The 12,598-nt window shown below is 59.0% G+C and carries 11 protein-coding genes; all 11 read right to left on the bottom strand.

Going from position 1 to position 12,598, the window contains the following annotated elements; translation table 11 throughout:
* Positions 1-17 precede the first annotated feature (17 nt).
* The 11 genes from B347_RS0107245 to B347_RS0107195 all read right to left on the bottom strand — a co-directional run bounded on the left by B347_RS0107245 (position 18) and on the right by B347_RS0107195 (position 12,597).
* On the bottom strand, positions 18-1,106 hold the full coding sequence (locus tag B347_RS0107245; protein WP_019409035.1) for an endonuclease/exonuclease/phosphatase family protein: 1,089 nt from the start codon (positions 1,104-1,106) through the stop codon (positions 18-20).
* Positions 1,107-1,200: 94 nt separating this feature from the next.
* Positions 1,201-1,920 carry a purine-nucleoside phosphorylase gene (deoD, locus tag B347_RS0107240; RefSeq protein ID WP_019409034.1) on the bottom strand — a complete coding sequence of 240 codons (720 nt, stop codon included), beginning with the start codon at positions 1,918-1,920 and terminating at the stop codon, positions 1,201-1,203.
* 2 nt (positions 1,921-1,922) lie between these two features.
* On the bottom strand, positions 1,923-3,164 hold the full coding sequence (locus B347_RS0107235; RefSeq protein WP_019409033.1) for a phosphopentomutase: 1,242 nt from the start codon (positions 3,162-3,164) through the stop codon (positions 1,923-1,925).
* Complete coding sequence (gene deoA / locus B347_RS0107230) at positions 3,161-4,483, bottom strand: thymidine phosphorylase (RefSeq protein ID WP_019409032.1); 1,323 nt, start codon at positions 4,481-4,483, stop codon at positions 3,161-3,163. The genes B347_RS0107235 and deoA overlap by 4 nt, the downstream gene beginning before the upstream one ends.
* Positions 4,483-5,256 (bottom strand): deoxyribose-phosphate aldolase, encoded by a 774-nt coding sequence (deoC, locus tag B347_RS0107225; protein WP_019409031.1) that lies wholly within the window; start codon positions 5,254-5,256, stop codon positions 4,483-4,485. The genes deoA and deoC overlap by 1 nt, the downstream gene beginning before the upstream one ends.
* Positions 5,257-5,321: 65 nt before the next feature.
* Entirely contained in the window at positions 5,322-6,581 is a 1,260-nt protein-coding gene (locus B347_RS0107220) for a NupC/NupG family nucleoside CNT transporter (protein ID WP_019409030.1), read from the bottom strand.
* Positions 6,582-6,661: 80 nt separating this feature from the next.
* Positions 6,662-7,078: a cytidine deaminase gene (cdd, locus tag B347_RS0107215; protein WP_019409029.1), complete on the bottom strand. Its 417-nt coding sequence runs from the start codon at positions 7,076-7,078 to the stop codon at positions 6,662-6,664.
* Positions 7,075-8,808 carry a bifunctional metallophosphatase/5'-nucleotidase gene (locus tag B347_RS0107210; RefSeq protein WP_019409028.1) on the bottom strand — a complete coding sequence of 578 codons (1,734 nt, stop codon included), beginning with the start codon at positions 8,806-8,808 and terminating at the stop codon, positions 7,075-7,077. Before B347_RS0107210 ends, cdd begins: the two co-directional genes overlap by 4 nt.
* 19 nt (positions 8,809-8,827) lie before the next feature.
* Positions 8,828-9,475 carry a MotA/TolQ/ExbB proton channel family protein gene (locus tag B347_RS0107205; protein WP_019409027.1) on the bottom strand — a complete coding sequence of 216 codons (648 nt, stop codon included), beginning with the start codon at positions 9,473-9,475 and terminating at the stop codon, positions 8,828-8,830.
* 76 nt (positions 9,476-9,551) lie between these two features.
* On the bottom strand, positions 9,552-11,792 hold the full coding sequence (locus B347_RS0107200; RefSeq protein ID WP_019409026.1) for a TonB-dependent receptor family protein: 2,241 nt from the start codon (positions 11,790-11,792) through the stop codon (positions 9,552-9,554).
* 46 nt (positions 11,793-11,838) lie between these two features.
* Positions 11,839-12,597, bottom strand: a complete 759-nt coding sequence (locus B347_RS0107195) for an energy transducer TonB family protein (protein WP_019409025.1) — start codon at positions 12,595-12,597, stop codon at positions 11,839-11,841.
* Position 12,598: the final 1 nt, after the last annotated feature.

The following is a 12,598-nucleotide window of genomic DNA, read 5'->3' as shown; positions in this document are numbered from 1 at the left end:
GATCCACTCGCCTTTAGTCAATGCCCAGGGCGGAAAATTTCTGCGTACAACGGCCAGTGATCAGAAACACCTTCAGCATGGCGGGCGCTGTCAAAACGTGCCGGGCTGCCCCAGCGGTTAACTTGATACGTGCTCCCGTTAGGCAGGCGAATGCTCGCCGGATCAACCTGCCAGCCATTAAAGCCACTCGCCGTGGTCATTTGCTTGGGGAACAGCAGCATGTCGAAGAACGACCACTCGCGTTTGGTGTGGTAGTAGTAGCTGCCTTTGCAGTCGTTACAGCCAATGAACTGCGACACGGCCCAGGTGCTGGCCAAGTCTTTAGCGATATAGCCGTTCTGTTTTTCTTCACCGGCATTGATGTTGAAGTCACCACCGACAATCGGCAGTACATCGCTTGGCAGTTCGCTTTTGAGTTGCGCCAGGTACGCAACCGCTTGTTGCCGTAGGTAGCCCGGAGCACCGCCGGATGGCAAGTGCACGGCGAAGACGGCAGTTTTCTGGCCATCGGGCAGCAGCAAACGCACTTCGAGAATGCCACGGGTTTTGCTGACACGGTCTTGGTCTTCAGTGCCAAGTGCCTTATAGGGCACGCGGTGCAGGCGGGCCTTGTCCCATTGCGGCAAGCGACTGAGCACGGCAGTGTCGATCCCGCGTGAATCCCAGCCTTCGATCAAGACGCGGGTCTGGTAATCAGACGTATCGAGATGGCTATTAAGCTGCTCGATTACGTGGATATTTTCGACTTCGTCGAGCATCAAAATATCCGGGCCACGGCCTTGATTGATCTGCTTGATCACGGCGCTTAAGCGCTTGAGTTTTTCGCTGAGCAGGGCATCGGTCCAATCGTTTTCTTCGCATTCCTTACGCCACGCCGCAACGTCAATGCGGGTGCACGTGGCGAGGTATTCCGGGTGCGCCTTTTTCACGCTTAAGGGCAGGTAGGCATAGTCTTCCTTACCCTCGTCGTGCACGGTGTCGAACAGGTTTTCGACGTTGTAGGTCATCAATGACACCCGTGCCGTTTCTGGCGCGTGGTGCGTGGTGCAGGCGCTAAGGCACAGAACACCCATGGCAACGGCTAAATGAGCACGCAGAGATTTCATCGTCGATCTATCCAGACAAGTTAGGGGGAACACTCCCTGTAGGCACGAGTTTGACTCTCGATCATTTGAGCCTCTAAACGCTCGCGCCCACAGTCTATTTAGGTTGAGGCCCGGCAAGCGCCTCTAGGCTTAAACGCATCATGGCGTTGAGGTCGTCCTGGCGTTGCTGGGCGGAGAGCCGTTCGCCGGTGAGGATGTGGTCGCTCACCGTCAGCACCGTCAGCGCTTTTTTGCCCAGTTCAGCGGCGACGCCGTACAGCCCGGCAGCTTCCATTTCTACTGCCAGCAACCCCATTTTCTGCAGGCGGCCGAATAGGCCATCCTGCGGCTCGTAGAACAGGTCGGCTGAAAAGACATTGCCCACATGCACCGCCAGGTTTTGCGCATCGGCGTGGCGTACCACGCGCTCAAGCAGGCGGTAATCGCAGATGGCGGCAAAGTCATGACCCACTAGGCGCTTGCGATTGACGTTGGAGTCGGTGCAGGCGCCCATAGCGATTACCAGTTCACTGAGCTGGAGGTGCGGTTGTACTGCACCGCAGGTGCCGATGCGGATAATCCGCTCCACGCCAAATTGACTGAACAGCTCATGGGCATAGATGGAGACCGACGGTATGCCCATGCCCGAGCCCATGACCGAGATCCGCTGCCCTTCGTAGAGACCGGTAAAACCGAGCATGTTGCGCACGCCGTTAACCTGAACCACGTCGCTTAAGTAGGTGTCGGCCAGCATCTTCGCGCGCAACGGGTCGCCGGGCATCAGCACGGTTTCAGCGAAAGCGCCAAGCTCGGCATTGATGTGTGGGGTGGCCATAATCAGGTCTCTCGTGGAGGGGCGCGGTGAAGAAAAGACCGCCCATGGGAGCACGGCGGTAGCCCAAAGAAATCGGCCAGGGTCTGACCAAAATCGGCAAAACTGTCGCGTTGGCCGAGGCTGCCGGGCGTGATGCCTGCGCCTAAGGCCAATACAGGAATGTGTTCGCGGGTGTGATCACTGCCCGCAAAGCTGGGGTCGCAGCCATGATCGGCGCCGATCAACAGCAGGTCGTCGGCCCGCATCTGCGCGAGTAACTCGGGCAGTCTGCGGTCGAACGCTTCCAGCGCGGCGGCATAGCCGGGAATGTCACGGCGGTGCCCGTAAAGCATGTCGAAATCAACAAAGTTGCTGAATATCAGCGTGTTGTCAGGGGCATCGGCCAAGGCGGTGAGCGTGGCGTCGAACAACGCTTCGTTACCATCGGCTTTGTACAGTTTGCTGATGCCGCGATGGGCAAAAATATCGCCGATCTTACCCACGGCAAACACCTGGCCACCGGATTCACACAGGCGCTCGAGTAACGTCGGCGCCGGTGGCGGGACGGCGTAATCACGGCGATTGCCGGTACGCACATAGGTGCTCGGGCTGTTGCCCTTAAAGGGGCGGGCGATGACCCGGCCAATGTTGTACGGGTCGCACAATTCGCGGGCGATCTCGCACAGCGTCAGCAGCCGCTCTAGGCCAAAGTCATCTTCATGGGCTGCGATTTGCAGCACGCTGTCGGCCGAGGTGTAGAGAATCGGCTTGCCGGTGCGACGATGTTCGTCGCCCAAGTGTTCAAGGATGGTGGTGCCGGATGCGTGGCAATTGCCCAGAATACCGGGCAGGTCGCCACACGAAATCAGTGCATTTAACAGCGTTGGCGGGAAGCTGTTGGTGCGTTCGCTGAAGTAACCCCATTCGAACAGCACTGGCACCCCGGCCATTTCCCAGTGCCCGGACGGTGTGTCTTTACCGCTCGACAACTCGCGGGCGTAGCCGTAAGCACCGAGTACTTGAATGTCGTCGTGCAGGCCGGGCGGGAACTCACCGGCGCTTAATGCCGCCGCATGGCCCAGGCCTAAGCGAGCGAGGTTAGGCACGTGCAGCAACCCGTGCCGCTGGGCGTTGTTTGCTTCACCATGGGCACAGGCCTGGGCGATGTGCAACAAGGTGTTGGCGCCGCTGTCGCCAAACGCTGCGGCATCGGCGCTGGCACCGATACCGAACGAGTCGAGCACTAGGAGCAGTGCCCGGCTCATGATGCTTCCAGAAACAGCTGTACGATCAGCGGTGATGTGCTCTCGGCCTGCTCGGCGATCTCATACGCGGCGAGTACGGCCTTGGCGGCCTGCTCGGCTTTGAACGGGTTGCTGGCGTGGACCCGTGCCAGCGGCTGGCCTGCCTCGACATGTTCGCCGGGGAGGACCAGTTGGCTGAGGCCGACGCTTGGGTCGATCACGTCTTGCGGGTGCAAACGGCCGCCGCCCAGCGAAACCACGCTGATGCCGATGGCACGGGTATCAATGGCGCTGATCACCCCCGACACGGGGGCCAAGACCGGCAGCACTACGTCGGCGGTCGGTAAATAGGCCTCTGGCCGATCAACCAGATCGGCCGGGCCGCCGAGGGCTTCGACCATGCGCGAGAAGCGGCGCAGGGCTTCACCGTTGCACCACACTGTGAGCAACTGTTCGCGGGCTTGCTCGGCAGTCGACGCCAGACCGGCACACAACAGCACCTGGATGGCCAGCGCCAGGGTGACTTGCCACAGACGTTCACTGCGCACCTCGCCGCGCAACAAGGCGATGGCTTCTTCGACTTCTAGCGCGTTACCCGCCGAACGTGCCAGGGGCTGGTTCATGTCGGTAATCAGCGCACGGGTTCGCACACCGGCACCGTTGGCCACGGACACCAGCGCATCGGCCAGGGCTGTGGCATTGTCGGCGGTGGACATAAATGCACCGTTGCCCACCTTGACGTCGATCAGCAGTACATCAAGGCCTGCGGCGAGCTTTTTGCTGAGGATCGAGGCGGTGATCAGGTCAATGGATTCGACGGTGCCGGTCACGTCGCGAATCGAGTAAAGGCGCTTGTCTGCCGGGGCCAGATCGCCGGTCTGACCAATGATCGCGCACCCGACGTCAGCGACGATGGCCTGCAACCGCTCGGGGGAGGGCAGGCTGTCGTAGCCGGGGATGCTGTCAAGTTTGTCGAGGGTACCGCCGGTGTGGCCAAGGCCGCGTCCCGAGATCATCGGCACGTAGCAGCCGCAGGCCGCCAGCAGAGGCGCCAAAGGCAGGCTGACCATGTCCCCGACGCCGCCGGTGGAGTGCTTGTCGACCACCGGGCCTGGTAGGTTCCAGGTCATAACTTGGCCTGAGTCACGCATAGCCATGGCCAGGGCGACGCGCTCCTCGACATTCATGCCTTTGAGCATGACGGCCATGGCAAACGCGGCAACCTGGCCCTCGCCGATGCTGTTGTCGGTAATACCGGAAACGAAACGCTGGATGTCGCCTTCGCTCAGCGCCAGACCTGCGCTTTTGCGGCGAATCACTTCTTGTGGCAACCAGTTCATCAGTACGCTCCTTGCGTTGGGGTTTCGGCACTCAGGCCTATGTGTTGCAGCGTGTTGTCGAGCAGGCTGGACGCGCCAAAGCGCAGGTGGCGCGGGCTGACCCAGTCTTTGCCGAGAATGCGTTCGGCCAGGTGCAGATACACCGCCGCGTCACTGAGCAAGCGCATGCCGCCAGCGGGCTTGAGGCCAACCTCGGGGTTGGTTTCGGCGATAACGTGCAGCATCAACTCAGCGGCTTGCGCGGTGGCGTTGACCTTTACCTTACCGGTGCTGGTCTTGATAAAGTCGGCGCCTGCTTCGATGGCGTCGATACTGGCCCGGCGAATGAGCAGCGCGTTGAGTTCGCCGGTTTCGAGAATCACCTTGAGCAGCGCACGGCCTTTGCACAGTGACTTGCAGGCCGCGACCAATTCGCGCCCGGGTTGTTCTTCGCCAGCAATAAGGGCGCGGTAGGGGTAAACCACATCAATCTCGTCGGCGCCATTTTCCAGCGCTTCGCGGATGTGTGCCAGCACCTCGGCCAACGGCAAGTTGCCGCCGGGGAAGTTGCACACGGTGGCGACGCGTATTGTGTCGCCGCCCAGGGTATTTAGGGTGTGGCGGGCCAAGCTGACGAACTGCGGGTAGACACACACTGCCGCGACCGGGCCGACGGGGGTCATTGCCTTGCGGCACAGCGCCACGATGGTGGCGTCGGTATCGTCAGCGTTGAGTGAGGTCAGGTCCAGTAGGGAGATGACTTGGCGTGCCAGGATGTGTTCGTTGTCATTCATGTCATTTCTTCGATCTTTCAGAGGCGCCACGTCATTGGCGGGCGCCTGTTGGGGTAGTGGGCGCGTCAAAGGGAAATAAACACGCCCGCCAGTGCAGCACTCATAAGGTTAGACAATGTGCCAGCGGCGACTGCGCGAAGCCCCATGCGAGCCAGGTCTTGGCGACGGGAGGGGGCCATGACCCCAAGGCCGCCGAGAATGATGCCAATCGATGACAAGTTGGCAAAACCGCACAGGGCAAAGGTCACGATCACTTGGGTGTGCGCCGACAGCACCGTGACGCCTTTGGCTGCGGCTTGCACGGGGTCTAGATAAGCTGCGAAGTCGACATAGGCGACGAACTCATTGAGGACCAGTTTTTCGCCGATAAATCCGCCGGCAATGGTGGCTTCGTTCCACGGTACGCCCAGCAAAAAGGCCAAGGGCGCAAACAGGTAGCCGAGGACCAGTTGCAGGCTCAGGTGCCCAAAGCCGAACCATGCGCCACACCAGCCAAGAATGCCATTGAGCATGGCGATCAAGGCGATAAAGGCCAGCAGCATTGCGCCCACGTTGAGGGCTAGGTGCAGGCCGTTACTGACACCCAGTGCGGCGGCGTCAATGACATTGGCTGGCTTGTCGTCGGGGTACACCTCGACGTCGCTGGGGTCGTCATGGGGCACATGGGTTTCGGGCTCCATCAGCTTGGCCATTAGCAGCCCGCCGGGTGCCGCCATAAAGCTGGCGGCAATCAGGTACTTGAGTTCGATACCCAAGCTGGCGTAACCAATAAGCACCGAACCTGCGACCGACGCTAACCCGCCAGCCATGACCGCGAACAGCTCGGAGCGTGTCATGTTGGCCAGAAATGGGCGCACCACCAGCGGGGCTTCGCTCTGGCCAACAAAGATGTTGGCGGTGGCCGACATCGATTCGGTGCGACTGGTGCCCAAAATGCGCTGCAACCCGCCTCCAATGACCCGAATAATCACGTTCATCACCCCCAGGTAGTACAGGATGGCGATGAAACTGCTGAAAAACACAATCAGCGGTAACACTCTGATCGCAAACACGAACCCTTGATTGCCGAAGACCTCAAACATCTTTTCACTGGCTAACGGGCCGAACAGAAAACTGATGCCTTCGTTGGCATAGCCTTGCAGCGATGACACGGCATCGGAAATCCCGGTCAACGTCGCTTGCCCCCACGGCACATACAGCGCGAATGCACCAACGCCTGCTTGCAGTAAAAAGGCTCCGCCCACTGTTTGTAACTTGATCGCCCGTCGGTTGCTGGACAGCAATACCGCCAGAAGAATCAATACCACTACACCAATGAAACTCATTGACTTACATCCGCATGGGTAACGTATCAAAGTCGCCTGCCGTTTCTTGAGGACGGTGTGGCGGGAAGGGCAGTGGGTCGTTAAAAACGAAAAGCGCCGGGTAGCAGTTGCTCGATGGTCCAGTCGCGGCTGGCCGATTCTTGATGCCCGACGCAATACACCGGGCAGTGAGCAAGCATGAGTTCGTGCATCACCTGGCGGCACGCGCCGCAGGGGGAAATGAGCGCCACTTTGGGTGCGTACACCAATATGGCCTTGAAGCTGCCAGGCTTATGCCCTTGGGCAATGGCGCTGAACAAGGCGCTGCGTTCAGCGCAATTGGTCAGGCCGTAGGACGCGTTTTCGACATTGCAGCCGCGAATGATTTGGTCATCTGCCGTGAGTAAGGCCGCACCGACAGGGAAGTCTGAGTGCGGGCACCAAGCGGCTTTCGAGGCGGCGATGGCCTCGGGTAGCAATCGATCGTAGAGCGCTTGCGCTTGCGGTGTACGGCTCATGGCAGGGTGCTCGCAGCGGCATTAGTCAGGCGGGTTTCGACCTGTTGGATGCGTTTTTGCGGCTGCAACTGGCCAACCGGCTCCCCGGCACGGTCGTTGACTTGCAGGTAGTCGATCAGTGCGTCGAGGTCGTTGAGCCCGGTGTCCAAGCGCTCGCTGGCATCCTTGAAGACGGTGAAGTTGTCGCCACCGCCTGCCATGAACGAGTTAACGGTGACCTGGTAGGTCATTTCAGGCACCACCTGCATGCCATCAATGTGCATGCTGCTGGCGATGATTCGCTGGCCTTGAGGCATGCTTGGGTCCCAGCGATAGGTCAGTGAAGAGGACGGCTGTAAGGGGTAGAAACCGAAGCCGTTGTTTTGCCATTGCTGTTCGAGCAGCTGTTTCAGTTGCGCGCCGCTCAAGGTCAGGATGTTTAGCGTGTTGTTGAACGGCTGCACCGAGGCCACCTGGCTGTAGGTCAATTGCTCTTGGCCGGGTTCGAGAATCAGGTCGGCACGAATCCCGCCCAAGTTAATGAACGCCACTTGTGCACCCAGTGAGCGGGTAGCTTTGAGTTGTGCGTCAGACACCAGATCGCCCATGGCTGATTCGCCTGCGGCATTGAGGGTCCGTTTCACTTCTGTATCGGCCATCCGCGCGATGGGTTTGCTCAGGTGTTCATGGCTGCGGGCTTCGACTTCGGCCTGTTGCGCGGCGATTTGCGGCAGCGGCGGATAGCGGTTGGGGTCGGCCACAATGTTCTGCGCCTTGGCATCCAGCAGTTGGTGTTTGACCGGGTCGACCGTCAAGGTGAGGTGAGTCACTAGACGCCCGAACGAACTGCCTTGAGTGACCAACTTGTCACCGAGGCGGCACAGGTAGCCCTGGTGAGTGTGAGCGGTAATGACCACTTTGATTTCTGGCGCTAGGCGATTCGCCACGTCGATGATGTCGCCTTTTAGCTGGCTGCAATCAGTCTGGTCGTAAGGTTCAACGGTTTCGCCGCCCTGGTGAATCACCGCGACGATGGCATCGACCCCCAGTTTATGCAGCGCTGGCAATTGCGCATTGATGGCCTCGGCTTCGTCGATGGCGTACAGGCCGTTCATGCTTTGGGTGCTGACATAGGCCGAGACATTGTTCAGCACGGCGCCCACGAATGCGATTTTCGCGCCGTTAGCCTCTTCGATTCGATAGGCCGGGAACAGTGGCTTGCCGGTTTGCGCATCCATCAGGTTAGCGGCCACATAGGGGAAGCGCGTGCCTGTGTAGTCTTTGCTGTACAGACAGGCTTTGTCGGGGCGCGGTGATTCGCAGCCGCCATTGATCTGGCGTTGCAGTTCGATCGTGCCCTGATCGAGTTCATGGTTACCGATCACACTGAATTTAAGCCCCAGTGTGCCGAGTGCTGTCAGGGTCGGTTCATCCGCCCACATGGCTGACATCGGCGGGCTGCCCCCAATCATGTCTCCCGCGCCGACCAGCAGTAGGTGCGGGTCGCTTTTGCGCAACTCGCCGACCACGCCGCTGAGGGCGTTGATGCCACCGGCCTTGAGTGTCACCTTGCCGCCCGGCGCCGATGCATCCGCGTAGGTAAACGGGGTGGCGGTGAGGTTGCCGTGAAAATCGTTGATTGCGGCAATGTTGACCTCGACCGGTTTACCGGGCGGGTGACAGGCGCCCAGCGCGAGCGCCACCGCACTCACCAGACTAGCGTTGCGCAGGCGCAAGAATACATTCGACATGGGGGCTCCTCGGGGTGGCTCAGGCGGTGCGTGGCTGACCAGCGATTGCAGCGCCAGGCGCAGCAGCCGGGATGTACTGAGTGCCTAGGCCTGCGCGCAGCAGAAGCATTTTCAGGTTGTCATTGATCGTTTCCAGACGGTCTTGCAGGTGGCTGTTGAACACCATGCCCACGAGTGCGATGGCAATCCCTAGAGCGGTGGCGTATAGCGCAGTGCCGATGCCGCGAGACACTTCGCCCGGATCCGAAACACCGGCTTCGGCTAGGGCCTTGAAGGTATCAATAATGCCCATGATGGTGCCGAGCAGGCCTAGCAACGGCGCACCGGCGACCACCGCTTCGAGGATCCACAAGCTGTGTGACAGCTTGCCGCGAATCGAAATGTAAATAGCTTGGCCCAGGTCTTCGAGTTCTTGGTGCGAGTGCAGTTGACGGCGGCCATCATAGATTTGCGAGAGCAGTTGCAGTGGCAGGCTGTCACGTTCGGTCAAGGCGGCTGGCAGGTCTTCGACGCTGCGGATTTTGCCGTTGATGGCCGGTAACAACTGACGTGCCTTGCGCAGCGAGTAACTGAAGAAAATGCAACGTTCAACGACCACAAACGCGGCCAGTGCAGCAGCGCCGTACATGACGTAGAAAGTGATGTCGTGCAGCAGGTTCATGTTCATCAGGTTCATCCTTTATGAGGGCACAGCCCAGGCCCGCTGTTCAGGCGGGCCTGGCTTACAGGGTCAAGTCAGAGGGTTAAAAGCTGGCTTCGAAAGAAACCATGGCGGTGCGTTCTTCACCGACGTTGTAGAACGGGGTGGCCGCGCTCACACCGTTGGCGGGTGCAGCGTTAACCACCACGGTGCGTGCCGATGACAGGTATTCCTTGTCGAAAACGTTGAGCATCGAGACGCGAATGGCAGCAGATTTGAGGATCTTCTTATCGACCGGCAGGCGTACACCGGCGTTAAGGTCGACGGTGGTGCGGCCAGCGATCTTCTGGTCGTTGGTCAAGTCGCCGAAGTAGCTGCCGACGTATTTGCCGGCGACGTTGGCGTAGTAGCGTTTGTCGTCCCAGCCGATGCTGGCGTTGAGCATGTTTTTGGGCACGTTAGCCAGTTGCTTGCCCGCGGTAGGCATGTCTTTGTTGCGGAAGACGATGTCGTCTTTTTGCTCGGACTCGGTGTAGGTGTACGAGGTGTAGTAGTTGAAGTTGTACGGCAGCAAGCCGCTCCACTCCAGTTCCAGACCTTTGTTGACGACGCTGCCGACGTTGAGCATTTCATAGTCGCCATCTGCGTTGGTGGTCGACAGTTGACGGTCGGTGTACGAGATACGGAACAGGGTTGCGCTCAGCGCCATGTTTTCTTGGGTGTAGCGCCAGCCCAGTTCCTGGTTCCAGCTCAGTTCAGGTGCGGTGCTGATCGAGTCACCCGCGTTGTACAGCACGTAGTTAGGCGGGGTACGCATGTTACGGGTGACGTTGTAAAACGCCTGGTTGGTATCGTTGACCTGGTAGCGCGCGCTGAAGCTTGGCAAGAACTGGTGGTACTTGGCATCACGCTTTTCAGGTTTGTTGTACAGGTCGCCGAGGTTGTCACCATCGCGCTCGACGTACTGATAGGCGATACCGCCCGTCAGGGTCAGGTCCGGGGTAAAGGACCACGTGTCCTGAATCCAGAGTTTTTGTGCCGGGGTTACGGTGTATTGATGGCGGCCCTGCACGGTGACGCCATTGTTGTCCTTAACCTGATCGCTTGAGTTGTAGTCGCCCCAGATATCAGACGGTGCGCCATTTGAGTCGATGCTGATAAACGGCTGGGTCTGACGCTGACGAGCACGCTCGTACCAGTAGCCAACGTCGACACTGTGGAACTCGTTCAAGTCCCACTTGAATTTGGTGTTGACGCCCGAGCGCCAGGTTTCGGTCCATGACGGCCGGTAATACGTGTCGTACGCCATGCCCTTGAGGTCGTAGTTGCCCGCTTTGCTCGTGGTAGACGACAAACCACTGGCCGTTTGGCCGCTGAAGCTGCCGCCGTTGGCCCAGAGGTAGTAAGGCGCAACGGTCAACGCCAAGTCGTCGCGCAGTTGGAAGCGCTGGGTCAGGGTGGCGGATACGTTTTCAAAAGGGTTGCGGTTAATTTTGTAGTACGAGTTCAACTTGCCGCTGCTGTTGTAGGTCGGTGTTTCTGCGTAGTCCAGGCGGCGGCCGGACTTCTCGAACTGGGCTTTGCTCAGCGTGTTGTAGTTATAGTTGTCTTGGCGGTTGTATTTGATGATGGCATTGGTCGAGTTGCCATTGCCGTCTTCAAATAATGTGTTCCATTCAACTTTGTCGGCACGCACAACGCCTTTGCCACGCCATTTGTCACCTTCGGTGTGGGACGCCGACACGTAACTTTTAAAACCATTTATATCGCCGGTATTAATACGGATAAATGATTTGTCCAAGCTGTTCGAACCGACCGATTGTTTAACAAAGACACCAAAGTCTTTGGTCGGGCGCATGGTCACCAAGCCAATGTTGCCACCGCTGGAGCCAATATGCGGGCCGTCAATTTCCGAAGAGCCCTGAGTGGCGAATACTTCACTGTAGTTCTCAGGGTCACCGAGCAAGTTTGGATAGATGTTGTAATCGCCCGAGTCGTTGATCGGGATACCGTCCGCAGAGACACCGATCTGGTCGGAGTTCATGCCGCGCATAGTGAAACTAGTGCCGCTGAGGCCCGAGGCGTCGGTGCTGGAGACGTTGATGCCCGGTGTGTACTTGAGCTTATCGAGGGCGTTGGCCGTAGGCGACATTTCCTCCATCGCTTCTTTGGTGACCGTCGAGCGGCCCTTGGGCGATTCTTCCTGAATCATGTGGCCATTACCTAGACTTTGCCCGGTTACTTTAACGTCGCCCATATCAACTGTATCGTCCGCCAGGGTCGATAAAGTCCAGCCGCCAACCCCAACGGCCAGCAACGTTGCAAATAAAGTATTCAGTTTCAAAACGCGTTCCCCCTAAACATCATGAGTGGAGCTGAAGTGGCTTTAGTTATTGCTCTATGTTGTATACAAGCGTGGCGCTGAAGCGGTATTTGTCCTTGCCCGAGAAACTTTCTTCAGGAAAAGGAACCACTTGATCGAGGCGTTTCAAACTGGTTTGTGCTGCGCGATTGAGCAGCATGTTTGTCGCCTTCTTTTCAATGCCCGAATCGAGCACCTTGCCGCTTCGGTCAACCAGCAACCACACCACCACATTGCCTTCCGGGCGTTGTAATGAAGCTTCGCGACCTCGCGGGTATTGCTTGTACTTTTCTAGCTCCGCCAACAGGCGAGCGATGTAACGGCTCTCCAGATCAGCCGGATTGGCACGTGGCGCCTGGGCGACAGGCTTGGCCACTGCAACAGGTGCTTGCGGCGCCGCTGTCGGGGCAGGCGCGGGTGCCTGGACCACGGGTTGTGGTTTGGGCGGTGTCGGGGCGGCCTTGACCACTTGTGGCTTGGGCTTGGGCGGCTGCGGCTTGGGGGCCGGTGGCTTGGGCTTAGGCGGTGGGGGTGGCTCAATAACGTGCTCTTCGACCACTTCCACGTCGGGCGGTGGCGGCGGCTCGTCGACAACAGGCTCGGGTTCGGGCTCCGGTGGTGGCGGTTGTAACTCTTCAGGATCAATCAGGGCGATTTCGACAGTGCTGTCGTCGTACTTGGGCGTGATCTTCAGGGGCGAATCCATGGCACTGTGCACGGCCACGGCCAGCAGGCAGATCGCTGGCAGACACGCGATGGCTCTGCGGGATTTGAAAAGAACCGACATG

The organism is Pseudomonas psychrophila HA-4 (genome assembly GCF_000282975.1).
Taxonomy (GTDB): domain Bacteria; phylum Pseudomonadota; class Gammaproteobacteria; order Pseudomonadales; family Pseudomonadaceae; genus Aquipseudomonas; species Aquipseudomonas psychrophila_A.
Note: the sequence above shows the minus strand (reverse complement) of the source record. Positions and strands in the feature narration are given on the sequence as shown.